23 protein-coding genes and 1 tRNA gene are annotated in these 26,908 nt (G+C 45.0%); 15 read left to right on the top strand and 9 right to left on the bottom strand.

Features of this window, described 5'->3' with window-relative positions; all coding sequences use genetic code 11:
* Positions 1–75 precede the first annotated feature (75 nt).
* Positions 76–1,476, bottom strand: coding sequence for an asparagine--tRNA ligase (gene asnS / locus L5L91_RS00120; RefSeq protein ID WP_263235323.1), 1,401 nt, complete (start codon positions 1,474–1,476; stop codon positions 76–78).
* A gap of 150 nt (positions 1,477–1,626) precedes the next feature.
* On the opposite strand from asnS, the gene L5L91_RS00115 reads away from it, so the two are divergent.
* Positions 1,627–1,962: a hypothetical protein gene (locus tag L5L91_RS00115; RefSeq protein WP_113939548.1), complete on the top strand. Its 336-nt coding sequence runs from the start codon at positions 1,627–1,629 to the stop codon at positions 1,960–1,962.
* A gap of 64 nt (positions 1,963–2,026) precedes the next feature.
* Here L5L91_RS00115 and L5L91_RS00110 read toward each other — a convergent pair whose 3' ends face one another.
* Together L5L91_RS00110 and pabB are read right to left on the bottom strand one after the other, a co-directional pair.
* Positions 2,027–2,614, bottom strand: coding sequence for a CoA pyrophosphatase (locus L5L91_RS00110; RefSeq protein WP_263166395.1), 588 nt, complete (start codon positions 2,612–2,614; stop codon positions 2,027–2,029).
* 31 nt (positions 2,615–2,645) lie between these two features.
* Positions 2,646–4,058, bottom strand: coding sequence for an aminodeoxychorismate synthase component I (pabB, locus tag L5L91_RS00105; RefSeq protein ID WP_263235320.1), 1,413 nt, complete (start codon positions 4,056–4,058; stop codon positions 2,646–2,648).
* 119 nt (positions 4,059–4,177) lie between these two features.
* Here pabB and L5L91_RS00100 point away from each other — a divergent pair, with 119 nt between their 5' ends.
* The 4 genes from L5L91_RS00100 to L5L91_RS00085 all read left to right on the top strand — a co-directional run bounded on the left by L5L91_RS00100 (position 4,178) and on the right by L5L91_RS00085 (position 9,866).
* Positions 4,178–5,722 carry a fumarate hydratase gene (locus L5L91_RS00100; RefSeq protein ID WP_259510002.1) on the top strand — a complete coding sequence of 515 codons (1,545 nt, stop codon included), beginning with the start codon at positions 4,178–4,180 and terminating at the stop codon, positions 5,720–5,722.
* A gap of 316 nt (positions 5,723–6,038) precedes the next feature.
* Positions 6,039–8,090, top strand: coding sequence for an alpha/beta hydrolase family protein (locus L5L91_RS00095; protein WP_028760136.1), 2,052 nt, complete (start codon positions 6,039–6,041; stop codon positions 8,088–8,090).
* A 249-nt stretch (positions 8,091–8,339) separates the two neighbouring features.
* Positions 8,340–8,798, top strand: a complete 459-nt coding sequence (locus tag L5L91_RS00090; protein WP_263235313.1) for a GNAT family N-acetyltransferase — start codon at positions 8,340–8,342, stop codon at positions 8,796–8,798.
* 132 nt (positions 8,799–8,930) lie between these two features.
* Positions 8,931–9,866, top strand: a complete 936-nt coding sequence (locus L5L91_RS00085) for a M14 family metallocarboxypeptidase (RefSeq protein ID WP_263235310.1) — start codon at positions 8,931–8,933, stop codon at positions 9,864–9,866.
* A 245-nt stretch (positions 9,867–10,111) separates the two neighbouring features.
* On the opposite strand, the gene adhE is transcribed toward L5L91_RS00085, so the two are convergent.
* A complete protein-coding gene (adhE, locus tag L5L91_RS00080) occupies positions 10,112–12,715 on the bottom strand; it encodes a bifunctional acetaldehyde-CoA/alcohol dehydrogenase (protein WP_263235308.1) in 2,604 nt (867 codons plus the stop codon).
* A gap of 318 nt (positions 12,716–13,033) precedes the next feature.
* Here adhE and L5L91_RS00075 point away from each other — a divergent pair, with 318 nt between their 5' ends.
* The 4 genes from L5L91_RS00075 (at position 13,034) to L5L91_RS00060 (ending at position 18,159) form a co-directional block, all read left to right on the top strand.
* Positions 13,034–13,666, top strand: a complete 633-nt coding sequence (locus tag L5L91_RS00075; protein WP_006081420.1) for a YchE family NAAT transporter — start codon at positions 13,034–13,036, stop codon at positions 13,664–13,666.
* 278 nt (positions 13,667–13,944) lie between these two features.
* Positions 13,945–15,939 (top strand): methyl-accepting chemotaxis protein, encoded by a 1,995-nt coding sequence (locus tag L5L91_RS00070; RefSeq protein WP_263235305.1) that lies wholly within the window; start codon positions 13,945–13,947, stop codon positions 15,937–15,939.
* Between the two features lie 213 nt (positions 15,940–16,152).
* Positions 16,153–16,240, top strand: a tRNA-Ser gene (locus tag L5L91_RS00065).
* A 140-nt stretch (positions 16,241–16,380) separates the two neighbouring features.
* A complete protein-coding gene (locus L5L91_RS00060) occupies positions 16,381–18,159 on the top strand; it encodes a DUF6538 domain-containing protein (RefSeq protein ID WP_263235302.1) in 1,779 nt (592 codons plus the stop codon).
* 79 nt (positions 18,160–18,238) lie between these two features.
* Here L5L91_RS00060 and L5L91_RS00055 read toward each other — a convergent pair whose 3' ends face one another.
* The 3 genes from L5L91_RS00055 to L5L91_RS00045 form a co-directional block, all read right to left on the bottom strand.
* Positions 18,239–18,787, bottom strand: a complete 549-nt coding sequence (locus L5L91_RS00055) for a hypothetical protein (RefSeq protein WP_263235299.1) — start codon at positions 18,785–18,787, stop codon at positions 18,239–18,241.
* Between the two features lie 339 nt (positions 18,788–19,126).
* Positions 19,127–21,844: a phage/plasmid primase, P4 family gene (locus tag L5L91_RS00050; RefSeq protein ID WP_263235296.1), complete on the bottom strand. Its 2,718-nt coding sequence runs from the start codon at positions 21,842–21,844 to the stop codon at positions 19,127–19,129.
* A gap of 141 nt (positions 21,845–21,985) precedes the next feature.
* A complete protein-coding gene (locus L5L91_RS00045) occupies positions 21,986–22,312 on the bottom strand; it encodes an ArsR family transcriptional regulator (protein WP_150102351.1) in 327 nt (108 codons plus the stop codon).
* A gap of 880 nt (positions 22,313–23,192) precedes the next feature.
* Here L5L91_RS00045 and mntA point away from each other — a divergent pair.
* A complete protein-coding gene (mntA, locus tag L5L91_RS00040; protein ID WP_041408500.1) occupies positions 23,193–23,597 on the top strand; it encodes a type VII toxin-antitoxin system MntA family adenylyltransferase antitoxin in 405 nt (134 codons plus the stop codon).
* On the top strand, positions 23,597–24,028 hold the full coding sequence (gene hepT / locus L5L91_RS00035) for a type VII toxin-antitoxin system HepT family RNase toxin (RefSeq protein ID WP_263235294.1): 432 nt from the start codon (positions 23,597–23,599) through the stop codon (positions 24,026–24,028). Before mntA ends, hepT begins: the two co-directional genes overlap by 1 nt.
* Positions 24,029–24,138: 110 nt before the next feature.
* Here hepT and L5L91_RS00030 read toward each other — a convergent pair whose 3' ends face one another.
* The gene (locus tag L5L91_RS00030; RefSeq protein ID WP_198573314.1) at positions 24,139–24,549 is read right to left on the bottom strand and encodes a hypothetical protein; all 411 of its coding nucleotides are present in this window, start codon (positions 24,547–24,549) and stop codon (positions 24,139–24,141) included.
* Positions 24,550–24,710: 161 nt separating this feature from the next.
* Here L5L91_RS00030 and radC point away from each other — a divergent pair, with 161 nt between their 5' ends.
* The 4 genes from radC to L5L91_RS00010 all read left to right on the top strand — a co-directional run bounded on the left by radC (position 24,711) and on the right by L5L91_RS00010 (position 26,582).
* Positions 24,711–25,193 carry a RadC family protein gene (gene radC / locus L5L91_RS00025; RefSeq protein WP_263138372.1) on the top strand — a complete coding sequence of 161 codons (483 nt, stop codon included), beginning with the start codon at positions 24,711–24,713 and terminating at the stop codon, positions 25,191–25,193.
* Entirely contained in the window at positions 25,190–25,645 is a 456-nt protein-coding gene (locus L5L91_RS00020; protein ID WP_263235292.1) for a DUF2787 domain-containing protein, read from the top strand. The genes radC and L5L91_RS00020 overlap by 4 nt, the downstream gene beginning before the upstream one ends.
* 50 nt (positions 25,646–25,695) lie before the next feature.
* A complete protein-coding gene (locus tag L5L91_RS00015) occupies positions 25,696–25,884 on the top strand; it encodes a hypothetical protein (protein ID WP_105252320.1) in 189 nt (62 codons plus the stop codon).
* A 137-nt stretch (positions 25,885–26,021) separates the two neighbouring features.
* A complete protein-coding gene (locus L5L91_RS00010; RefSeq protein WP_263160996.1) occupies positions 26,022–26,582 on the top strand; it encodes a recombinase family protein in 561 nt (186 codons plus the stop codon).
* A 78-nt stretch (positions 26,583–26,660) separates the two neighbouring features.
* On the opposite strand, the gene L5L91_RS00005 is transcribed toward L5L91_RS00010, so the two are convergent.
* The coding region (locus L5L91_RS00005; protein ID WP_263235290.1) for an integrase core domain-containing protein at positions 26,661–26,908 on the bottom strand (248 nt) is incomplete at its 5' end.

Below are 26,908 nucleotides of genomic sequence, written 5' to 3'. Positions count from 1 at the left end.
CGAATATTCAGCTCCTTTCGTTTTGCTAAGGCTTAATAGAGATGTCTTAGCTATGCAGTCCCAATTAAAGGGAGATTAGAAGTTCGCAGTGCGCGGTGCACGTGGGAAAGGGATAACATCACGAATGTTGTTCACGCCCGTCACGTAAGACACTAAACGCTCAAACCCTAGACCAAAACCTGCATGTGGCACTGTGCCATAACGGCGCATATCACGGTACCACCAGTAATCTTCCTGGTTCAGATCCATTTCGGCTAGACGCATATCTAGCACGTCTAAACGCTCTTCACGTTGAGAGCCACCGATGATCTCACCGATACCTGGGGCTAACACGTCCATTGCGGCAACGGTTTTACCGTCATCGTTTAAGCGCATGTAGAAGGCCTTGATATCTTTTGGATAGTTCTTCACTACCACAGGGGCTTTGAAGTGTTCTTCGGCTAAGTAACGCTCATGCTCAGAAGATAAATCGATACCCCAAGACACAGGGAACTCGAAGGTTCTGCCACAGTTTTGCAGAATTTCAACCGCATCCGTGTAATCTACTTGAGCAAAATCGCTTGAAACGAAAGATTGCAGACGGTCGATCACAGTCTTATCAACGTGTTGGGCGAAGAAGGTTAAATCGTCCATACGCTCAGTTAAGACGGCATTGAACGCGTATTTCAACATAGCTTCGGCAAGGCCTGCGATGTCGTTTAAGTTAGCGAAGGCGACTTCAGGCTCAACCATCCAGAATTCCGCTAAGTGGCGGCTAGTGTTTGAGTTTTCAGCACGGAAAGTCGGGCCAAAGGTATACACTTTTGACAGTGCACAGGCGTAGGTTTCAGCGTTCAACTGGCCAGATACGGTCAGGAAAGCTTCTTTACCGAAGAAATCTTTATCGTAATCGACTTTACCCGCTTCAGTACGCGGCAGGTTTTCCATATCTAAGGTCGATACGCGGAACATCTCACCGGCGCCTTCGCAATCCGATGCTGTGATAAGTGGGGTCGATACCCAAATAAAGCCTTCATCGTGGTAGAAGCGGTGAATCGCTTGGGATAGACAGTTACGTACGCGGGCAACGGCACCAATAATGTTAGTACGTGGGCGTAAGTGCGCTAATTCGCGTAAATGTTCAATTGAGTGACGCTTAGCGGCCATTGGGTAAGTGTCTGGATCATCAACCCAGCCAGCGACTTCAAGTTCAGTCACTTGCAGCTCAAATGCTTGGCCTGCACCAGGAGATTCCACCACGTCGCCTGTCATCACAACAGAACAACCCGCAGTCAGCTTTAACACTTCGTTGTCGTAATTATCTAAGCTATTGGGCACGACACCTTGGATAGGATTAAAGCAAGAGCCGTCGTAAACAGCTAAAAAAGAGATGCCGGCTTTAGAGTCACGACGGGTTCTGACCCAGCCACGCACTGTGACTTTAGAACCGACGGCGTGCTCACCTTTAAATACAGATGCGACAGATGCAATGCTCATTGTTGCTTAATTCTCCAACGAAACGTTTTATATGAAAATTTTGGAGGTTTATATTACCTTGCTGGTGGCTTTTCTCAAGCTGAAAAAGGTATCCTGAGGTTAATAATATCGATATTGAGCGATATAGTGAGTTAAACGGCGGGAGGCGGTATGAGCAAGACTAGAATATTTCAAATTATCCTTGCGACCTTATCCATTTTAGGCTGGGCAATAGCCGTCTATGCGCTATTAGTGTTTAGTGATGCAAGGCCAGACCGTGAAGTTGGGGCCTATTTGACCCGTGGCGCGACATTTAGAGTCCATTGGGATCCACATGAAACCCAATTATTGCAGTATTTGATTTGGGTTTGTGGCGGTATTAGTTTGGTCAGTTTAGCGTTTAACTATTATGTCGCCCACCACAGTCGTATGGGTTATTGGTTTAATATTCCCATGTTGCTGTTAACGTCTATTGTCGCCGGTTTGTATATCCATTTGGTGGTTTAAGCTAGCCATTGTTTGGCTAATTTAACAGTTTGGCTTTTTAACGGTTTAGCAATGGCAAATGAAGTCAGAGAATATCGGCAGGAATGCTTAACTGGCGGCACAGATGGTCGATAATGGCCGCAGTCGCACCCCAGATAAACCGTTGTTGATAGGGAATAAAATGCACGCTGTAATAGCGCCCTTGGCGTAAAAAGCGTTTTTGGTGGCGATTATTCGGTTCAATAAAAAAGCTTAATGGCACGGTAAAGCAATCGGCTACCTCACCGGGATCGAGTTTTAAATCAAATGCCTGCTTGATAATGCCTATCACAGGAGTGATTTCAAACCCTGTGAAGGTATTGTGGGCTGGAAACTTGCCCACCACGTCGACGTTATGCCTTGAGAGTCCAATTTCCTCTTCTGCTTCCCTTAACGCGGCCGCAATCGCATCAATATCATAGGGCTCAATTTTACCGCCGGGGAAACTGATCTGCCCCGGATGGGCGCGCAGATGCATAGGTCTTTGGGTCAAAATTAGATTCAGCTCACCGTTAATCTCCAGCAGTGGGATCAACACCGCAGCTTTGCGCAGTCCAAGGTGTGGGAAGGCCGCCGGATCTGGCCGCGCTAACGGGTGCAGATTAAATCTGAGTCTAAATTCCGCTTGATCCATCGACGTTCTCGTGACTGTTTAGTATTAAAGCTTACGGCTTTTGTGACGCAGCGCCAAGCAAAGGTAAAATACGGCTGATCTTATCAAAGGTTTCTTGGTACTCGGCATCCACTTCTGAATCCGCCACTATGCCTCCACCCGCCCAGCAATAGAGTTTGCCCTGTTCGGCCACAATAGTGCGAATGGTGATACTGGTATCCATTTGGCCGTCTTGGCTGATATAACCCATAGAACCACAATAAAGGCTGCGCCGTGAAGGTTCGAGCTCTTCGATAATTTCCATGGCACGAATTTTCGGTGCGCCGGTAATTGAGCCGCCGGGAAACGCTGCGCGCAGTAAATCGCTGGCGCTGTACTTAGCATCGAGCTTGGCCGTTACTGTACTGACAAGGTGATGCACCGCAGGAAAACTTTCAATCTCAAATAGATGCGGTACACGTACTGAGCCTGCTGCCGCCACTTTGCCGATATCATTACGCAGTAAATCGACAATCATGACATTTTCGGCGCGATCCTTTGGTGAGTTTGCCAGTGTATTGGCGGCTTTCACATCCAATGCGGGATCGGTATGACGCGGCAGCGTGCCTTTGATAGGTTTGGTTTGAATATCGTCACCGCGAAGCTGAATAAAGCGCTCGGGTGAAATCGATAAAATCGTGTTTTGCGGCAGACGCATAAAGGCCGAGAAGGGCGCTTTATTGGCATTGCGCAGTTGGCTATAGGCTGACCATTCATCGCCTTGATAATGGGCTTCGAATCTTTGGGTTAAATTTATTTGATAGCAATCACCGCTGTGTAAATAGGCTTGAACTGCTGCAAATTTGGCCGTGTATTGAGCTTTGTCTATTTGTGCTGCCCATGGGCTAGCGAGCATGAATGTGGCGGCATTTGGCTTTTTAGTGATTTTATCTTGAATTTTATTCAACTCAATGTCGAGTGCCGCTTCACCTAAATAGTGCAATAAATGCCAACACTGGGCTTGGTAATCAAAAACTAACGCCCAGTCGTAAAAGCCGATGTTCATCTCTGGCAGTTGTATATCTTGCTTGGCCGTTATCGGCAGGGATTCAATTCTGCGGCCTAAATCGTAGCTAAAACTGCCCATTGCGCCACCACTAAAGGGCAAATCACAATCAAAAGATTTTGAATACCAATGGGTTAATAAAATGTTGAGTAACTCGAAGGGATCACGGTTTGGGTCTATTGCCTCGGGTAAGCTCAAGCTCGTATCGATGAGCTTTATATCGCTACGCTCGCCCTGAGTCACTAACGTTGCGATAGGATTGGCGCAAATGATGTCGAATCTGGCGTCTTGATGCGGCGCGTTCGCCGAATCTAACAGAATTGCCCAAGTGTCATTTGCAAAGTGTTCGAACAGTGCTGCGGTACTTAATGTCCAGTCAAGTTGGCGTGATGCAAGCTGTTTTGACGCCCTAATTGCCATCGATTAACCCTATTCAAAATGTGATGTAGCCCAAAAAGATGTGAAAGAGTATCATATTGGCCCAGAAAGAATTAAACAAAAACAAGTTAGGCCGCAAAGGCTGCTGGAGCGCTCCTACTATGTCATCTCACCATAAAATGTCTGAAACTTCTGTGATTAAACAAGCCGACTTTATTGAAAGTGTGGCGGATGCTTTGCAATACATTTCTTATTACCACCCGAAGGATTTTGTTGATGCCATGAGCCAAGCTTATGAGCGTGAACAAAGTGCGGCGGCGAAGGATGCGATTGCCCAGATCTTAATTAACTCGCGCATGTCGGCCGAAGGTAAGCGTCCTCTGTGTCAAGACACTGGGATTGTGACCACTTTCGTGAAAGTGGGTATGGGTGTCCAATGGGACAAAACTGATATGACGATCCAGGAAATGGTCGACGAAGGTGTTCGTCGTGCCTATACCAATCCTGATAACCCACTGCGCGCATCAATAGTGTCAGATCCTGCGGGCAGCCGTAAAAATACCAAAGATAACACGCCATCTGTGGTGCATATCGACATGGTGCCTGGCAACCATATCGAAGTGGCGATTGCAGCCAAAGGTGGCGGCAGTGAAAACAAAGCTAAGATGGTGATGTTAAATCCATCTGACGATATCGCCGCTTGGGTAGAAAAAACGCTACCGACTATGGGTGCGGGCTGGTGTCCACCGGGTATGCTGGGTATAGGCATTGGCGGCACGGCAGAAAAAGCGGCCGTATTAGCCAAAGAAGCGCTGATGGAAAGCGTGGATATTCATGAGTTGATGGCCCGTGGCGCGCAAACGACCGAAGAAAAACTGCGTTTAGACATTTTTGAGCGTGCGAATAATTTAGGCATAGGTGCGCAAGGTCTTGGCGGTTTAACCACAGTGTTAGACGTTAAAATCAAATCGGCGCCCACCCACGCGGCGTCAAAGCCAGTGGTGATGATCCCAAATTGCGCTGCTACTCGCCACGTGCATTTCCATTTAGATGGCTCAGGTCCAGCTGAATTAACGCCACCATCATTGTCTGATTGGCCAGAAATTACCCGTGAAGTGGGTGATGATGTGCGCCGCGTTAACTTAGATACTGTCACTCAAGCGGATATCGAACAGTGGCAAAGCGGTGAAACCATTCTGCTGAGCGGTAAAATGTTGACTGGTCGTGATGCTGCCCATAAGCGCATTCAAAGCCTGATTGAAAGCGGTGAAGGTCTGCCAGAAGGCGTGGACTTTACCGGTAAGTTTATTTACTACGTTGGCCCAGTTGATCCAGTGGGTACTGAAGTTGTCGGCCCTGCGGGCCCAACCACAGCAACTCGTATGGATAAATTCACTGACTTAATGTTAGAGAAAACTGGCTTGATGGGCATGATAGGTAAAGCTGAGCGCGGCCCTGCGACAGTTGAATCGATCAAAAAACACAAAGCGGTATATCTGATGGCCGTTGGCGGCGCTGCGTATTTAGTGTCTAAAGCGATTAAACATTCTCGCGTCGTGGCCTTTGCTGATTTGGGAATGGAAGCGATTTACGAGTTTGATGTGCAAGATATGCCAGTGACTGTGGCTGTGGATTCAAACGGTGTGAACGCCCATGAAACTGGCCCTGCAATTTGGAAAGTGAATATTGCCAACGCGAAAGCGTAAAGGTTGGGATGCAGCGGATTGAACTTGATGGCTTTTTAAGCAAAATAGCTTAAGTTTGAGTTCTGATATCTGTTCTTGAGGTAAAACGTTGCGCCACTGACATTTTGTCACAAAAAAATACGCTCAGGTTCGCCATTTGGCTTGCCTGAGCGTTTTTGTTTCGATAGTGTGGCAAGCTTATCTTCGAAAGATACGATCTCAGATCGTTTTTAACATTCGTGCGGTTGCAACTCAGTAGAACTATTGCAATTTCAATAGAACCCTTGCAATGATTGGCGCAACTATCGAACCAGTTTAACCAAAGACGGACATAACAATGAAAATAGCTCCTCTCCTATTGGCGCTCGGCGCTGCGGGACTGGCGTTATCAGCCCAAGCGGCCGATCCAACGCCTTTTACTGTGCAACAACTCATTAAACTCAATAAGATGCACTCTGCGACTGTGTCCCATGATGGCACTAAATTAGTTTATGGTCTTAAAACGGTAAACGATAAAGGAGAGGCCAGCTCGGATCTGTATCTATTAGATTTGATAGACACGAAGGCGAAACCACTGCAATTGACCTCTGCCACGGGCACAGAGCACGATGTGAGCTTCGCCAATGACGATAAGTCGATTTATTTCCTTGCCAGTCGCAGTGGTTCAAGCCAGTTATTTCAACTGCCATTAACGGGCGGTGAAGCGGTACAAGTTTCTGATTTACCTTTGGATATTGATGGCTATAAATTATCAAACGACGGTAAACAAGTTGTACTTAGCATGCGGGTATTCCCAGAGTGTAAGGACTTAGCCTGCTCAAAGGATAAATTTACCGCTGAAGCTGAGCGTAAATCGACTGGCCGTGAATACAAGCAGTTAATGGTTCGCCATTGGGATACGTGGGAAGACCACGCCCGTAACCACTTATTTGTGGGCGCTGTAAACGGTGAAAAACTCACTAAAGTAGTGGATGTGACTCAAGGTTTAGATACTGAAACGCCGCCAAAACCTTTCTCGGGTATGGAAGAAGTAACTTTCACCCCAGACGGTAAGTTTGTGGTTTATAGCGCGAAAGCCCCTAGCAAAGATCAAGCTTGGACCACTAACTATGATTTGTGGCAAGTGCCAGTGACAGGCGGCACTGCAACCAACTTAACCAAAGACAATCTTGCATGGGATGCGCAGCCAACATTTTCGAGCGATGGTCGTTACATGGCCTATTTAGCAATGAAAAAACCGGGTTTTGAAGCAGATCGCTACGGCATTATGCTGCGCGATACTAGCACAGGCCAAACCAAAGAAGTGGCGCCATTATGGGATCGCAGCCCAAGCTCACTGATGTTTGCTCCTGACAATCGTACCTTGTATGTGACGGCACAAGATTTAGGTCAAGTCTCAATTTTCCAAGTGAATACCCAATTTGGCGATGTGCGTTCTGTCTACAGTGATGGCACGAACAGTTTAATTGCGGTCACTAACGAACAACTGATTTTCGATAGCAAAACCTTAGTTGAACCGGGCGATCTCTATAGCATTACGACCGAAGGTGAAGGGCTTAAACGTCTGACCGAAGTGAATAAAGACAAATTGGCCGAGATCAAGTTTGGTAAGTTTGAACAATTCAGCTTTAAAGGTTGGAATAACGAAGACGTTTACGGTTACTGGATCAAACCGGCGAACTTCCAAGAAGGGAAAAAATACCCAATTGCCTATCTCGTTCACGGTGGGCCACAAGGTTCATTTGGTAATGCCTTCAGTGGTCGTTGGAATGCCCAATTATGGGCGGGTGCGGGTTATGGCGTCGTCATGGTGGATTTCCACGGCTCTACCGGTTACGGCCAAGCCTTTACTGATTCAATCAGCCAAGATTGGGGTGGTAAGCCATTAGAAGATCTACAAAAAGGTCTAGCGGCGGTGAGCCAGCAACAAAAATGGCTCGATCCGCAAAACACCTGTGCGCTCGGCGGTTCTTACGGCGGCTACATGATGAACTGGATCCAAGGTAACTGGAACGATGGTTTCAAGTGCTTAGTTAACCACGCAGGTCTGTTCGATATGCGTTCTATGTATTACGTGACTGAAGAAGTGTGGTTCGCAGAGCATGAGTTTGGCGGCACTTATTCAGATAACAAAGCGTTATATGAGAAGTTTAACCCAGTGAATTATGTTGAAAACTGGAAAACACCCATGCTGGTTATCCACGGTGAGAAGGACTTCCGCGTCCCTTATGGTCAGGGTTTAGCGGCATTCAGTTTTATGCAGCGCAAAGGGATCCCATCAGAGTTATTGATTTTCCCTGATGAAAACCATTGGATCTTAAAACCTGAAAACTTAGAGCAATGGTATGCTAATGTCTTCGGTTGGATGAACCGCTGGACTAAGCAATAACGACCCGTGCGTTTATGGGCTTTGCACCGACGAAAGCCCATAGAAGCAATGCTCGCCCTGATAGGATTATTATCGGCGAGTCATTTAATGCTCAACTGACAATCAAAGTATTTTTAGTCTGTATTTAAACTAAGCGTCTTCTGACCAAGTGTATTTGGATTGAGTGCCTTTTGATTCAGTATCTTAAAAAGCCAGACTTTGTTCTGGCTTTTTATGGTGTCATGAAATTTTTTTAATCAAGGAGTTAAGATGAACATTCGAGCCGCAACCTTAACTGATATCCCTGAAATAAGCGTATTACTCACTCAATTAACCCAAGAATTTATCGCCCCAACTTGCACTGCAGAGGGCGCTGCAATCTTAGTTAATGCCATGTCGATAGAAGCGATTGGTAGCTACTTTGCTATGGGTTATCAGTACCATGTTGCCATAACGGACTCGGACCAACTTGCAGGTGTAGTGGGGATGAAGGCGAATAGTCACTTATACCATCTCTTTGTCGCCTCCCATGCGCAGGGGCAAGGCGTGGCGCGAATGTTGTGGGAACATGCCAAAGCTCAATGTTTAGCCCAAGGCAATTCGGGCATATTTACCGTGAACTCGGCGCTGAATGCGCAGGCTGTGTACCTAGGCTTTGGCTTTATGCCCCTTGGACCCGAGCGAGAACGTGGCGGGATCCGCGATATTCCCATGCAGTTAGTGCTTTAGGTTGACTGTACTCATTTATCATCCGAATACGAGCACTATCATTCGACTGAATAGTAATTCAACGAAAAAGCTTGAGCGAAAAGAGCTTGAATAAAAAGAACTTTACCGAATAGAACTAAAAATAGAGGAATTATGGCAAATTTAACATTTTATCCCATCGGCACCGTAGGCGAAAAATGGGGCGAGGCTGAAAAAGCTGCATGGCTTGCAAGCGCCAAAATCAAGCGTTCGTATCAGGACGATGTCGTGACGCCACTCAAGGCGATGGAAGCATCACTCTTAGCACTTGGGCTTGCTGTTGTGCAATATGGCGCCTTATCGATAAATGCGGAGCGTTATCCCTTGCTTGCGGTTAAGCCAGCGTCCTTCGATCCTCAAAAACTGACAGTATTAGTCACGGGTGGCGTGCACGGTTACGAAACCAGCGGTGTTCATGGTGCCCTGGCATTTTTAGCGGATAAGGCGGCTCATTATGTTGAGCGCGTCAATCTTGTGATCGCCGTGTGCGTGAGTCCTTGGGGTTACGAAACTATCAACCGTTGGAACCCTAAGGCTATCGATCCTAATCGCTCATTTTATGCCAATAGTCCAGCGGAAGAATCGGCGGCCTTGATGGCCTTAGTCGCATCCGTAGAGCAAGATTTTGATGTGCATGTGGATTTACATGAAACCACTGATTCAGATGAATTAGAATTTCGTCCAGCGCTTTGCGCCCGTGATGGAAAAGAGTACGTCAAAGGTACTATCCCAGATGGTTTTTATGCTGTGGGTGATACAGAACACTCAATGGATGCCTTTCAGAAAGCCATTATTGATGGTGTGAGTAAAGTGACGCACATTGCTCCTGCCGATGAGAAAGGCGAGATCATTGGCTCGACTGTGGTGCAGCACGGGATGATTAACTATCCGCTTAAGTCATTAGGGCTTTGCAGCAGTGTCACGGGGTGTATCTATAACACAACGACAGAAGTGTACCCAGATAGCCCAACGGCCACGCCAGCTGAATGTAATCTGGCGCAAGTTGCGGCCATCACCAGCGCCATCGATTATGTGCTGGCGCAGCGTTAGTCGTAGTTTGTTGTGATGCTCAGCTAAGTGGTGATTAGCTTAGTGATCGTAAGTTGAGTGATGCCCCGTTGAGCTAGCGGCTAGTGAAGTGATTTTACGTTCGTGATGTTAACGCATCGATTCAGTCACTCATTAACTAGGTAAGCCACGGAACATCACGCAATAAAAAGCCCTCATTCGAGGGCTTTTTCATTTATGTCGCGCGGCTTTTATTAAGCACGAGCCTAGCATTGGCAGGCGATAACCTAGTTGTTATCGCTATAGTCACGGCCATAGTAGCTATCGAGGAACAGTTGTTTCAGCTCGTTAATCAATGGGTAACGTGGGTTGGCACCGGTACATTGATCATCGAACGCATCTTCGGCTAATTCATCTAACTTGGCGAGGAAGTCGGCTTCGTTGACACCGGCTTCTTGGATAGAAGCAGGAATGCCAATCGTCTTCTTGAGGTGTGTGATTTTCTCAAGCAATTTTTCGACTTTTTCTTCATCCGTCTTTCCGCCTAGTTTCAAGTGATCTGCGATGGCAGCATAACGGCACAGGGCTTTTGGCCTGTCGTATTGGCTAAAGGCCGCTTGCTTAGTGGGCAGATCCGTTGCATTAAAGCGTATTACGTTGTTGATTAGCAGCGCATTGGCTAGGCCATGGGCGAGATGGAATTCGGCGCCCAGTTTGTGTGCCATTGAGTGGCAAATCCCAAGGAAAGCGTTAGCAAAGGCGATACCCGCAATAGTGGCGCCATTGTGGACCTTTTCACGGGCGACAGGTGATTGTGAGCCCAAGTTGTAGGCATCGGGTAAATATTTGCACAGTAAATCGAGGGCTTGTAGCGCTTGGCCATCACTGTACTCATTCGCCATCACGCTAACATAGGCTTCTAATGCATGGGTCACCGCATCTATGCCACCAAAGGCGGTGAGGGATTTAGGCATGTCCATCACAAGATTTGGATCAACAATCGCCATATTGGGCGTGAGTTGATAGTCGGCAATCGGGTATTTTTTACCTGTAATTTCGTCTGTCACCACTGCAAAAGGGGTGACTTCTGAGCCTGTGCCTGAGGTGGTAGGAATTGCCACCATCATGGCCTTGGTGCCCATTTTAGGGAATTTGTAGATACGTTTACGAATGTCCATAAAGCGCAGCGCCAAATCGGCAAAATCCACATCTGGATGCTCGTACATCACCCAAATAATCTTCGCCGCATCCATTGGTGAGCCGCCGCCGAGCGCAATAATCACATCGGGTTTAAAGCTTTGGGCCACCTTAGCGCCTTGACGGACTATGGCTAAGGTGGGGTCGGCTTCAACATCGTAAAAAATTTCGGTTTCAAGGCCTTGGGCTTTTAAAATCCGCATGGTTTCATCGCAATAACCGTGGTTGAATAAAAATCTGTCTGTGATGATTAAGGCGCGTTTTTTATCGCTCAGTTCTTCTAGTGCGATGGGTAAACTGCCGCGGCGGAAATAGATGGATGCAGGAAGCTTGTGCCACAACATGTTTTCGGCCCTCTTAGCGACGGTTTTTTTGTTGATCAGATGACTCGGGCCAACGTTTTCTGAAATCGAGTTGCCGCCCCAAGAACCACAGCCTAAAGTGAGCGAAGGCGCCAGTTTGAAGTTGTACAGATCGCCAATGCCGCCCTGTGAAGCTGGGGTGTTGATCAAAATACGTGCTGTTTTCATTCTAAAACCAAAGGCATGCACACGTTCTGTTTGGGTATCTTGGTCGGTATAAAGCCCTGATGTGTGGCCAATGCCGCCGAGCGCGACTAAGGCTTCGGCTTTATCCATGGCATCGTTAAAGTCGATGGCGCGGTACATGCCAAGTAATGGCGATAATTTTTCATGGGCGAAGGCTTCGCTATCGCAAATGTCGGTGACTTCACCAATCAACACTTTTGTCCAGTGCGGCACTTCAAAGCCTGCCATTTTCGCGATACTGGCAGCACTTTGGCCAACGATATCAGCATTTAAACCGCCATTTTTTAAAATGACGTGTTGCATCGCAGCGGTTTCATCCTTCGATAGCATGTAGCCACCGTGGGTTGCGAAACGCTCTTTAACCTGCTCATAAATACTGTCGACCACAATTACCGCTTGTTCTGACGCACAAACGACGCCGTTATCGAAGGTTTTCGACATGAGAATCGAACTGACCGCGCGTTTGATGTCGGCGGTTTCATCGATAACAATAGGCGTGTTACCCGCACCTACGCCAATCGCGGGTTTACCGGAAGAGTAGGCGGCTTTCACCATGCCAGGGCCACCCGTTGCGAGGATTAAATTCACCTTAGGGTGAGTCATCAATTGATTTGATAGTGCAACGCTCGGTTCATCAATCCAACCAATAATGTCTTTGGGCGCGCCTGCGGCTATGGCAGCATCAAGCACTAATTTTGCTGCGGTTGTGGTTGAAACTTTGGCCCTAGGATGGGGCGAGAAGATAATTGCGTTACGGGTTTTAAGGCTGATTAAGGCTTTAAATATTGCAGTTGATGTGGGGTTAGTGGTGGGGACTATGCCACAGATGATGCCTACGGGTTCTGCAATGGTAATAGTACCGAAGGTGACATCTTCAGATAAAATCCCGCAGGTTTTTTCATCTTTATATTTGTTATAAATGTACTCAGAGGCAAAGTGGTTTTTAATTACTTTGTCTTCAACCACGCCCATGCGGGTTTCTGCGGCGGCCATTTTCGCCAGCGAGATACGCGCATCGGCAGCGGCAAGGGCGGCTGCACGGAAAATTTTATCGACTTGCGCTTGGCTGAATGTTGCATACTCGGCTTGTGCTTTCGCTACTCGCTCGACCATGAGATCCAGTTCTTGTGCATTGGTCACTGTCATGATTAATACTCCTAAAAAGATTTAGTGAATCAAGGCATTCACTAAATCCTCTTTATGGTAGAAAATTACACCTAAAGCCGCGTTGAAAGTGTGATATCAACGACAATATCGTGCTTTTATGTAATAAAACTACACTTAGGGTAACTTGTTTGTTTAAAATTGCGCTGAAAATGCATCGGCTTCGATAACTAAATATTATTCGAAGTTGTGATTTAACCTCAAAAATCTCATTTTTCAGTCAATAGCGCTTGAGATACTATACTTGCCCTCAAGCTTATTTTGATGAAGACGGCGTGACACGCACATAAGGATAGTCCCTTGGAGTTAACTCTTTACGTTAAATTTTTTCTTGGCCTCGTTGCCATCATTAATCCGGTTGGCTTGTTGCCTGTGTTTGTGAGCTTAACCAGCCATCAAACGGAGGCTGAGCGGAATCACACGGGTAAAGTAGCGAACTTTGCAGTTGTGGTGATCCTCTTAGTCACGATTGTGGCGGGGCAGCACATTCTGAATATGTTCAGCATTTCGTTATCTGCCTTTAGAATTGCTGGTGGCAGCCTGATTGCCATTATTGCGATGTCAATGTTGCAAGGTAAGTTAGGCGAAGTGAAGCGTAACCAAGAGGAAGACCGCGAATCCTCGGCGATGGAATCTGTGGCGGTTGTGCCTTTGGCTTTGCCACTGATGGCGGGACCTGGCGCTATCAGTTCGGTGATTGTCTTTGCCGCTGAGCATAATTCATTGTCGAACATTATTGCGATGTTCATTACTGTGATAGTGTTTGGTTTAGTGAGTTTTGGTTTGTTTAGAATGGCATCTATCATTTATAAGATCCTCGGCAAAACGGGTATTAACGTGATTACCCGTCTCATGGGACTCTTGATGTTATCCATTGGTATCGAAGTCATTGCGGCTGGTGTGAAGGGATTATTCCCACAGCTTTTCAGCTAGAGTCATCTTCATTCACAGATTAAGTGTTCCTTTCTTTAGAAAAACGTATTGGAATTTTCAATGCGTTTTTTATTTCTATCTTATTCTTGTTTGACGTTTCTCAAGTTTGCTCTGCGATTAGCAAAATCTAAACAATTGATGGAATATGGGGGAAATCCTCGTTTATCAGGATATTAGCTTGTGCAATTTCAATAAACCTTAGTCGTCCTACGGTTGATATTATGCTATACCTAGTGTTCGGTATTTGGATCTAAAACTAAGTTTAAAAGGATATTTCTATGAAATGGCAATGGATTGGTAATCTCAGTCTAAAACAAAAATTATTAATGGTTGTCTTGCCTCCACTGTTAGCCTGTTTTTTATGTGGCACGCTTTACCTCATTGAAAAATATGAATATAGAAAAGATTTAACCTTAGTGGTGCAATTAAGCGAGCTAGCCGTCACCAACAGTAATTTAGTGCATGAGTTACAAAAAGAGCGCGGCATGAGTGCTGGATTTATTGGCTCAGCAGGAAAAGCGTTTGCGGGTAAAATACCTGATCAAAGACAATTAACGGATACGCAGCTCGGCCTCTATCAGCGTTTTATCACTGAGAATCATCTGCCGGAGATATTTGCCCCAAAACTTAGAGAGCTAAACGCTCAACTCGGGCGTTTAAATGCAATCCGCTCGCAGGTGGATAGTTTAAGTATCAGTGTCGCCGATGAAGTTGCCTATTACACTGAGTTAAATAAGTTATTACTGACAATAGTCGATGAAACCGCAAAAACGGGTGCTAATCAAGAAATCGCCATTAAAGCGACGGCTTTTAGTGCTTTTTTGCAATTAAAGGAAAGGGCGGGGATTGAAAGGGCGGTACTCAGCTCAACCTTTGGCCAAGCTGGATTTAAGCCTAAGGTTTATGCCAAATTTATCACTTTGGTTTCAGAGCAAAATACCTATCAAGAGCGTTTTTTAGCGCTAGCAAATTCTGATTTATTATCCTCGTTTAACCGTTTACAGAGTTCAGCTGCAATGCATGACGTTGAGCTGTTACGTCAAATCGCATTCGAGCAAGATAATCAAAAAATCCTGCAACAAAGTCCTGAAGAGTGGTTCAGTAAATCGACCGTGCGGATTGAGCTATTACGTGAGTTTGAACAGCAAGTCTCGGCAGATTTACTTAATACCACCCATGAAAGATTAACCTTAGCGAATGAGAAAATGTTCTTAGTGCTCGCGACCTTAATCTCAGTATTGGCGATAGTCTTGATATTGAGTCTATCTGTTATCCGTTATTTGCATGACAGTGTGCATCACTTATATTCGACCATCACGCAAGCCCGTAAACATTACGACTTAAGTGTGCGTCTGACTCACTCTAGCTCCGATGAATTCGGTGAACTCGCCATCGCCTTTAACGACATGATGAGTGATTTTGAAAAGGTGATCCTACATGTACGTTCCAGTGGCGCTAAATTGCAACAAGCTGTGGCGCAAATGGATCTCTGTACCCATGCCATGGAGCAAGATGTGATGGCGGGCCACAGTGAGGCAGAACAAGTAGCTTCCGCTATGACAGAAATGAGTGCAACAGTGGCCGAGATTGCCAGTAATGCAGTGCAGGCATCCGAAGCGTCTTCCGCCGCCAATATAGAGGCTAAAGAAGGCAACCTCGAAGTCGGCCGAACCAGCAAAGCGATCAAAGCGTTAGCCGACGATATTAGTGGAGCTTCTAAAGCCATTAACGATTTAGACCGTGAAATTCACGGCATAGTGGTAGTGCTTGAAGTGATCAGCAGTATTGCTGAGCAAACTAATTTACTCGCGCTTAATGCCGCCATTGAAGCTGCTCGCGCAGGGGAAATGGGTCGCGGTTTTGCTGTAGTTGCAGACGAAGTCCGAAGTTTAGCGCAGCGCTCACAAACCTCGACCTCTGACATTAAAAATATGACAGATAGATTGAAGGCGGGAGCGAGCATTGCAGTAAAAGCTATGGACAGAGGATTAGCTCAGGCTAATAGCAGTGTCCATGAAGCTGAACAGGCAGGTATCGAATTGAAACGTATTGTGGAGCAAGTAGACATTATTGACCGCATGAACGAGCAAATTGCTACAGCAACCCATGAGCAATCGGCGGTATCCGAAGACGTAAATCGTAATGCACTGAAGATCAGTGAGATTTACCTTAATACTCAAAGGATCTCCGATGAGCTTAGGGAGCTGACCAAAGCCCTAACGTTTGACGCGAATTCAATGTCAAAAGAAGTACACAAATTTACCGTCAATTAACGGTATAAAACGGTGAAAAGATTCAATAAATCACGGCGGTTTGTTTAGCAATTGCGCAACCGCCTGAAACTGAGTCTTTTTTACTTGACCCCCTTTAGGCTTTTGCGTACAGTACCGCTCCGTTAACGATGAAAGCCTCTCGGCAGGGCTATATGAAATCGTTAGTGATTCTTGAACGTGAAAGATTAACCACGCTAACATAAATCGATATATGGTGAGGTGTCCGAGTGGCCGAAGGAGCACGCCTGGAAAGTGTGTATACGGTAACGTATCGAGGGTTCGACTCCCTCTCTCACCGCCAAATTCTAAGAACCCGATCACATGGTCGGGTTTTTTCTTTTCTATCAAAAACTTATTGAATTATAGTTGCTTAATCCAATGGCTAACCAACCTTTGGCACCTTAAGGTGGTACAAAAGGGTGGTACAAAACGATGGCATTTATGATCCAACCTCGCAGAGATCCGAAGTCTGGAATGTGGAAAATCCGCAAGGGTATTCCTGCACATTTACGGCCTTTCTTAGACGGTAAAACAGAGCTTAAAAGAAGTCTTGAAACTAAGGACGCAGCAGAAGCAAAATCTCGGGCATCAGTCATTGTTGCAGAGTTTGAAGCTATCACGGCTAATGCCCAGCTGCGTTACGATAATCAAGAACGAGAGCAGCAAGTTAACCCTGCACAATTAGATGCTATCGTGAGTCATTGGTTCGTTAATGAACGTCAACGACTAAGCCAGCCAGATATCCTCGCTCGATATACCCTAGAGACATCCGATGGGCTTGAAGCGATGGCAGAGTGGTTTAGCGATCCGTTAGAGGCGTTAAATGACGCTGAAGGGACTATCCACCAGCAATCAGCAGAACAACGCTTCATGAGTCACATGAACGATTTCGTTGATGAAGCTCTCAATCTGTCTCAGTGCCAACGCTTTTCCCATGCCGCTAGGCTGTATCTCTCTGTCAAATTAGCTGAAGCTATTATTAGGCTGTGTAATTCTGCATTTGACCTAGAAGTATATACACGACGGGAACGAAATAGAGGCTTCGAGCCACTGTTCATGCCACGAAGTGACTTAGGGAATGTGCAGGATTTTGCTGATAACAGTCGTGCTGCACTAGCTGAATCAGGGTTAGAAGTCGTTCCTGATGATATGGCTACCCGAGGGGATGTCTCAACATCATCTACCGTTTCTCATTTGGTTGAATGGGTTAATACTCAAAAAAGTCTCATCTTAGGTGAGACGGCCTTTAAGTCATGGCAAGCAGACCGCAATCGACCATGCAACAGACTCATCGAGTTTTTCGGCGCTAAGCCAATAGGTCAAATCCAAAAGATTGATATGCGTAACTTCTTCAATTGGATCATTCAATGTCCCAGTAAGCCAACACATGATGTCAGAGATCTCTCCTTTAAGAAGCAAATTGAGATAGCAAATAAGCAAGGGTTGGCTCGGGTTAGCATCAATACCGCTGATAAGGAACTTAAGCTTATCTCAGGCTATTTCCAGCAAGCGGTGAAATTGGATATCTTGCCGAAAAACCCTTGTCACCAAGTCTCTCCGGGTAAAGAAGCTGTCAGGACAGTGAGAGATCCGGGCTATTCAAACACTGAGCTATCACAGATTTTTTCCTTACCACTTTTTCTAGCTCGAACAGATGCTCAGAAAGCAAGGTATGGTGAGGCACCTTACTGGTTACCCGTTATCCTAGCCTATACAGGAGCAAGGGCTGAAGAGATTGCTCAACTCTATGTGAAAGACATTAAGCAGGATAAGGACGACCCACAGCTATGGTTTTTCCATATCCAAGAGGTGAGGGACGACCAATCCGTTAAGACGGGTGAATCAAGGAAAGTGCCAGTATGTCGATCTCTCATCGAGTTGGGATTACTCGATTACCTTCACTCTTTGCCCGTTGATGGCCGTTTGTTTCCGGTGCTCAAAGCAAACAATAAGGCTAAGTATCATCTAGCGGTTGCAAGGCACCTCAAAGAGGCGTTTATGACGCTCAATATCGAAAATTTTGATACACTCAAACCACTACATGCGTTCCGCCATCGTTTCATCACAGAGGCAAGGAAGGTGATGCGTGAGGATATTCAAAATGCGATAACAGGGCACTCTAATGCGGGGAATACGGGGCGAAACTATGGGATCTACTCAGAACTGCATCAAGCGATAGATAAGATGCCAGTCATCACTATTCCTGAATGGCATCGCTAAGTTGTAATTGCCTCATATTTAACTACAGCGGGATATCTTCTAGTTACATCGAACGTGTTATGGCAAAGTACAGAAAATATTACACATGAAGCTTGGCAGCATGTTTAGCAAGCTTCTCTTCTATTTGCATGAGTCTTAGTATTGGTGACTTTAGTTCTTTTGTTTCTTTTGCTGCATATTTCCTTAGCTCAATCAAACAATTAAGGTAATCTTGATTAATCATTGGCTCTAACTCGACTCCAAATTCTAGTCGGAGATTTTCTTTAATTTCTTCTATATCTCGAGTTTGGTTGTGCTTAGCATTAGGCCCTTGATTTTTTACAATTGGCGACCAAAGCATAAAATGTTTTTCATACCCTTCAAAGTACTTGTTGGCATATTGGATATTCTTACGAAACTTACGAGTAAACCGCTCAACATTCTCAGGCTGCTGATTCTTAACATATTGAAGCCCAGTAATTAAATGCGTGGCTACTTCACAGATATAAACGACCTTGTCTTTAGGATTGATACCAACGACATCAATTTCTCCTTGAACATCTGGCGTATATAAGTTGTACTCCACAAAATCACATGCTAAAAATAGTTTAAGATACTCACCAACCACTTCTTCTCCCGGATTTTGCACGGTTTCCCCTCAAGACGTATAACGATATTCATAGCGTAACAAAGCAGTTTAGTTGACATTATTAGTTATGCTATTGTCAGTTTTTTTAGCTAACGTTGGAACGCCTGAACCTTATTGGATTACAATTTAATAATCACTATGTTGCTTTCTAAATAGCAAGTCAATATCTATATCTATTGCCATTTAGCTAACAAGGCATGGAGCAAAAAGTGGTTAGAACAACCTGCTAGAACTAGTTATATCTGGTTCTCGAAACTGACAGACTGCATTCAAATGAACCCAATAAAAAAGTAAAAGAGAGGCTCTAGGGCCTCTCTTCAATTGGTTATAGATTAACCGTTAGACAGTATACTGATCCGGCGAAATACCGCTAGCTGTGCTCCACAACGGTTTTGAAGCTTGCCGTGGCTCAGGAGCGAGTTCGATAATGTCATCAAATATTGGCTTTAAGATAATTCCTTTAATCATGGCTTTACTGTTGTGTCGGCCTTTCTCAAAGCCTTTCTCCACCAGCCGTTTGGTCATGATATTACGGGTCATCTTCCAGTCGCCATCACGCTCAGCCCACTTTCTAAAGGCATCATATAGCATATCTGTATAGGTAAAATCCCCCTTACAGGTACATTCCTCAAGGAATATCGCGAGTAAGTCTGACTCGTGACGATACTCTGCGATTTCTGACTTTATCGAATTGGGAATCGAGGCTTTAATGCCATCCTTTAGCCACATTTGAACGCCTTCTAGAGCCCAATTGAGGATACCTGAGAGTTCAGCATATAGCTTATCCATTAATCGTGGGTCCATCTGTTCCTGACTGAAACTCGCATTGAATGGAAGCATGATCATTCTTCGCCACATGCCGAGGCTCGTATCACGAATCACGGGCTTGTGGTTACCTATCATGATGAGTTTAAACTTCGGACGGTATTCTAATTCTACCTTGGCATAGAGTTGACGAGTGACAATCACATCATCACCAGTCATAGATTTCACTAGGTTTTCATTCATCCTAGAGCCTTCAGGTAATTCATTAGCCACAACAACACGACTACCATCCAGCTTAACTAAGGATGGGTTAGGGCCTGTATTACCGTTATTGGTTTGCAGCAAAACACTACTATCGATCTGATGATAATAACTTCCCATTAATCGCTGTATCACGTTCATAAAGGTGCTCTTACCATTACAGCCATGACCGTGGAGGAAGAACAGTACCTGTTCGTCTGTTCGCCCGGTTAGCATGTAACCGACTATGCGTTGTAAAAACTTAGCGTATTCTTTGTCGCCACAGGTGATTTCATCAATGAACTGTAACCAACGAGGGCAACCTGCTGAGCTATCGAAATGAACATCCCCACAGCGGCTGATGTACATTTCTTTCTGTGCAGGTAATAGTTTTCCGTTAGCTAAGTCTAATACGCCATTGTTTACTCCAAGCAGCATAGGATTAGCATCGAAGCGGTTCGAAGATATCTGATTGCCTGACTTGAAGATTTCTAGCATATCCATCATTTTTTTACGATTAAGCGTCATCCGGCCAAATTTTTGTAATTGCTCTGCTTCAGCTAACTTAGTCTTATTTTTGGTTTGTATTGCTTCTTCTAACATACTACCAGCTTGATTGATAAGACGTTCTCCAACACAGCGGGTATATTCAAGCTCCTTTCCGCTTGATGGAGCCCAATGTTTGCCATTAAAGTTAACTATGCTGTTAAGTTCTGGTACGTACATCATGCTGTCGTTGGTGATCGCTTTTAATCGGTCAGCATTACCCACATCATTCAGTGAGTCTTCGTTGAAGTTAGCCCAGATCTCGGGGATAGGTTCATCAGACACAGACACAGGGTCTGTCGAGGTGTTGTCATGCTTTACAGCAGGTTCACAGATCGCTTCAACAGACTGCTGGCTTACACCGTATTGATTAACCAGCTCCTCGAGTGATAAGGCATCTTCACGCCTTAAATAGTCGTCAATGTCCTTGCCTTGACCTTCAGGCAGACCCACTTGAGTGAGTGAGGATAATCCTAATTCTGCCAACTTCTCGCGATACTTATCACCCGCAGCATCACTATCAAAGAAGGTGATCACATCACGTTCTTGCAAGTTCTGCTTTACCCATGCCAGCTGTTCTTGACCCAGTTGCCCATTGGTTGCCAGAACAGGTCCCTCCCAGTTGTGATTTAGTAAGGCTAACAAGTCGTGTTCACCTTCAACGATAGCGACTGCCCCTGCGGTATTTATTAAATGTTGTCCATAAAACTGAATGTCATTTAACCAAAATTGCTTAGGCATTTGATATTGTTTCTCTTTCTTGGGATCTTTAAACGTGAAGCGGCAAAGATGTCCATCTTCATCATAATGAGGAAAGATATAGACATCCCTTGGGAAAAAGTCCGAAGGATTGGATTGGCCTTCTTTAACCAATCCTGATGCGTACATCTCATTACGACTGAAGCCTTGAGCTTCTAAGGCACACCAAAGTTGACCTTGGGAATATCCTATGTCGCTATCAAACAGTACTTCTTGACTGAATTTTCGCTTTTCCATAAGAGTAGCAAGAGGCTTACTTTTATCAGCAATCATAGGTTCAAAGTAGTATTCACATGCTGCATTCATAAGCTCTTGCCGACGAAGGAATTGCTCTTCGGTCAGTTCTAGCTTCTCTGGCTTAACTTTCTTAGCTTTGGGTTGAGTATTGATGGTTATCCCTTCAATCTCGCCAGCAAGTAACTTGTTGGCCGCATCATAGGGATTGTTTGCAAGGTCATAACAGGTCAGAAAACTATAAATATCACCGTGTTCCTCACATGAGTAGCAGTGATAGTTTTGGTCTGTTGGATCAGCATGATAAATTTTGAAACAGCCTGCATGCCCACAGAAGGGACAAACATCATCCTCTAACTGGCAGTAGTCGCTCGATGTTGGCTTAACCTCGCTGTCGACGAGCTTAGCGATCAGCTCTGGCAAGTCATAAAGTGCTTTAACGCCCTCTAAGCCGATTTCATTCAATGTTTGATGGTTAAATCTGTTATTTCTTACAAATACTTGAGATGTCATGTGACATATCCTCTAAAACAGAGGCCAACAGACTAAAATATATATGTAAATAGTTTGTCTGTAGTTTGGCCTTCGAGCTGGTTTTAGCTCTTCCCCTGTTTAAGTCGTCCTTCAACCTAAACAGGGGCATTCTTTCCTCTATTAATCGAACATACGACGATAAAGGTTTGTTGCCTGCATCCCTGTGGCATTAGTTGTTTGAGAGCATTCCAGAAGTCCCGAAGCCACCAGCCGACCGATATGGCGTTTAGCCGTTCTTAATGAATAACCGCAACGCTTCATTAAGGTATTAGCTAGACTCTCCCTACCACCCAACAGCACGCCATTACTAACAGGCATCCGGCTTATCTCGTAGAGTGTTCGGCCTAATTGATCTTGGAATAGCTCAAAAGGTAGCTTGAACACGCTAGAGCTAACTGCGTTGCTTGCTGTTGCTATAGGGCTGTGGTTTAGGTCATGGTTTATCATCTCAATCTCCGGTGGGGTCATTCATGTCATGCCTCTCACATAATGTTTTAATCGATTGGAGTTAGAGTTGAACGCAGTAAATTGATGAGATTTCAACCAAATCGGTTAAAGAGGCGAATTGTTGCCTAAAAGGTTTTCATATGACATTTTTTCATTAATGCGGCTGTAGTTATGAATAAATGGAATAGTGCTAATTTATAAGGTTTTTATTGCTGGTTTACTTAGTGGAAGTCACAAAAGAAGATAAAAGATGGCATCAACTGTCTTAGACTGGTGATGCTAGAGTTCACGATAGTAACTCGTATGACGTGAACTCTAGTGTGCTGGTGGAGTGTTCAGCATGAAGGCTCCCACATCTATCAGGTCGATAATCACTTGTTCACTCGTCTTCACTCCATTTCCAATAAGCCTAAACCGCTTTACACCAACCTCAGCCGAAAATTCAGCAGACTGACTAAAGTATTTCTATTAACTTTTTTCTATAGCTATTTTTAGAAAATCAATTAAAAATCAGCAAGTAAAAACAATAAAACTGTCAAATAGGGCAATGTTACTTGCATTTGATGGAGAGTGAGTTGGCAGAAATCAGCAGCAAAATCGGCATGGAGAAAAGGTGTTGTCCAAGCTGGTCGTTAGCAGCAAACTTTGAAATAACAACTGTTCAGCCTGATTGAGGGTTGGTACACTTCGGGATTATTAGTTATTGTTTTTAAAGAGTTGATTACGGCTCTCACCCTGACTAGCTGAAACTTGATGCTACTAATATTCTGATCGCAAAGCTGTAATATTGCTGACTAGTATCATGAAGAAATATCGCAGGTACTGAGGCAGAAGATATTTTATAACAATAGCTTATGATTTAATCGATAAGGATGCACACATGTCCATTGACCCTAAGCAATTACAATCATTGGCGGCAAGCCAACCTGAAGTCGCCGCACTATGGCTTTATGGTTCTCAGGCCAAAGGTAATGCTACAGAACAGAGTGATTGGGATTTGGCGGTCGCATTTGACCCTGTTAAGACTGATAACGTGCTCGATAATCGTCTAAGAGCAGAGTTATTAGCGATGGACTGGCAGCGTGCACTGGGTTTGCCGGAAGGAAAGCTCTCAGTCGTCGACATTAATCTGGCTCCTATTCCACTAGCATTCGGTATTATTGATGCTAACAAGGTTCTATACAGTCGTGATGAAGGCCGAAGGATGCAGGAAGAGGCCCGTATTATGTCGTCGATGGAACTCGATTATGCAACGTCGCCAATGAGCAGAGGAACAACTAACTGATGTCTGATAATGCCTATATAACGTCTCTACGCCTTAGCCTCAACCGTTATCAGGCTGAGCTGGTTGAACTAAAGCTTATACTCAGCCAGCGTTCGCTATCGAATCTTGAATATCGTGCTGCTGAACGAACCTTGCAGGTTTCGATTGAAGCCTGTATCGGTATTGCTAAACATTGGGCTAAAGCATTGGCAGGACATAGCCCGCAGGATGCCTATCAAGCTTTTGAGATCCTCTGTCAGCGTGGAGCACAACCTGTTGAGGAACTTAGCGGTTGGCGTAAGGTGATAGGTCTTCGTAATGCACTGGTTCACGATTACCTTAATATTGATCCTGAGATTATTCGCAGCGTGATAGCTCAGGGCTATAGCGATAAATTGTTTGTCTTTGCAGAGCAAGGTCTTAACTGGCTTGCTCTGCAGCAGGATCACTAAATAGGTTCGTGATAACGGTTGGTTGGGATCACGGAGAACGTTAACATAGATTCTGAGCCTAGACTCACCTTAGCCACTTGATAGATGAGTCTAGCAACGACCCATAATGACTATTTATCTGGATAATCTCTATACCAATAGTTAACCGCAAGCCATTCCCCAAAAGCCTGAAAATGGACTAGCAGCCTGACTATCCAGTGCATATATGGTAGATGTTCTCTAGGATGAGTCGCGTATAGATTACCATCCTTTGTGATTGAGATAGTCTCAGGGGTAAAACCTTTCTCAATGAGAAATGCTTTAATAGCACCTTGATCTCTAAAGCTTCCTGCACCCATTGCTACCTCTCCTTGAAGGTGCATCATCTTCTGATCTGTACCTCGTTTATCTGGGACAATCTCGACTGTAAAGAAGGGGCTGTGGTTTTTGATGGCTTCGTTAATCTGATGATCTCTTGTTTCTGGCGTAAATCGGCCTTCAACAAGCAAAAGGGGGTAGGTTAAGACTAATTCGTCGTGCATGATTTTTTCTCCGATTGAACTTTCAATGGGGCAGTATTTGTCACCCCCCATATTTCTATTTTAATCGGTGGGAGATCGTTTCAACTGACTTATACCGTCATTTTTTACCATGAACTAAGGCATAAGAAACCTGATGTAAATCAAATACACAGGAAACATATATGCTTATTTCAACATTAACCCACCGTAATCAACTCGACTCTTCAGACTCTGTTATCAGGGAAGCCATTGCTATCTTGGAGAGTCGCTACACCCTGCAAGCTAATCCGCAGGCATTCACCTCTCCACAACTGGTAAAAGACTATCTTCGACTGAAAATGGCTGGATACGAGCGGGAGGTATTTGCGGTATTGCTACTGGATAGTCAGCACCGTTTGATTAGTTGTGAAGAACTCTTTTTCGGCACGATAGATGCCGCCTCAGTATATCCTCGTGAGGTGGTAAAAATAGTTCTGCATAGAAACGCCGCTGCCGTAATATTCGCCCACAACCATCCCTCAGGCATGCCTGAACCCTCAGAGGCCGATAAACGCATTACAGAGCGTTTAAAGACAGCCTTGGCAACTATTGATGTATCAGTGTTAGACCATTTTGTTGTTGGTCATCAAGATGTCGTTTCGTTTGCTGAAAGGGGATGGTTATGAATACACCAGCGGCAACTGAACAGCCTATTCAGATTGACCTTCAGTCAGGAAGGAAACTACTACCTATCACGCTTAGTTTGGCTCAGCTCCTCAAGCGATTGCTGGTGGATGCTAACAAACCAATCAATAGTAAAGCTGTTACGATTAACTTCCGTGATCCTAGCTATTCTGCTGAGTCTGGTGGCTTTCATCCGGTCGAAATCCGTTTGGAATATTCATCAACCACCAGCATGTGGCAATTCTGCTATATCACTGACTTTGCCTATCAGGGACGTTACTACCCAGAATTAGAGAAGGACATCGACTTCAACTTTGCAGAGGCTTCAGGGTATCAGGCTTATGTTGGTCATCATCCGTTAAGCCACTTCAGCGGCCTATACCGACTATGGGAAGCCAACTTCAGAAGCTATCTGGTAGATGATCTCTACCAAATAACCATCAACTGGGATTAACCCGCAAACACCATTAAGGCGGCCAGCGTTTCACTACATGGGTTCATGTGGTGGGTATTCGGCTGCCTGAACGACAATCAGGAAGGAGAAACATCATTAACGAGTTACTAAAAAAGGTCGCTAAAGCTGCACTGCTGACCATAGTGCCGATCCTCATCCAAGCCTTCGCTGAGCGTTATCTTTCAGATGAAGAACCTTGGGCAAACATTGATGTTGATGAAGATCAAGAATCTGAATAACACATTGTTTTCATAACCAATAAACCAAGGCCATGTGACACGGTCGTAAACACATCAATAACCGTGTCACATGGGTTGTTTTGGACCTTTTGAAGGGCTTGGTCAGTATACCTTGCCCTATTGAACAGGAGTCGTTCATGGCAGAAATCGGATATGCCCGTGTATCGACCACGGGACAAAGTCTCGATGCCCAACTGAAAGCATTAGCAAACTGCGACAAGGTGTTTCAAGAAAAGGTAAGTGGTGCAAAGGATGACCGTCCACAACTGCAACTCATGCTTGAGTTTGTCAGGGAGGGTGACATTGTGATTGTCACTAAGCTCGACAGACTTGCTCGTAACACTCGTCACCTGCTGGAAATTGCGGAATTTTTGGAACGCAAAAAGGTGTCACTGCAAATTCAAAACCTCGGGATTAATACCGCAACCCCGACAGGCAAACTCATGCTGACTATGGTTGGAGCTATCGCAACCTTTGAAAGAGAGCTGATGTTAGAAAGACAGGCTGAAGGAATCGCTCTCGCAAAACTGCGGGGGAAGTATAAAGGACGTAAACCCACGGCAATCACTAAGGCGAAAGAAGCCGCTCCAATGCTTGCAGAGGGGATATCTAAACCGGAGGTCGCAAAAAGGCTAAATATCAGCTTATCAAGCGTCCAGCGGATAGCAAAGAAATTAACATCTAAGGATAAGTTATGAATAAAAAGCAGAAAAATCGTTTTGAGATGTACTTCGTTATATTGATTGCACTAACAATATTGAGTGCCTTTGTAGTGGTCAAGTAAAATTGGCCACGGTTTTAGAGTCATTCCAATATAAACGTTCTGACTCATTTGGCGTTAACCCACCATTATATTGATGGGGTCTGGTCTCACTGTAATATCCAGTGATGTAATTTGTGATCTCTTTATTTGCTTCTGTAAAATTCCCATAACCACTGGCGGGTATCCACTCAGATTTCAAACTTCTAAAGAAACGCTCCATTGGTGCGTTATCCCAACAATTCCCGCGGCGACCGCGGCGAC

The organism is Shewanella sp. SM55 (assembly GCF_025654025.1).
Classification (GTDB): Bacteria; Pseudomonadota; Gammaproteobacteria; order Enterobacterales; family Shewanellaceae; genus Shewanella; species Shewanella oncorhynchi.
This window is presented reverse-complemented; position numbering and strand designations above follow the sequence as displayed.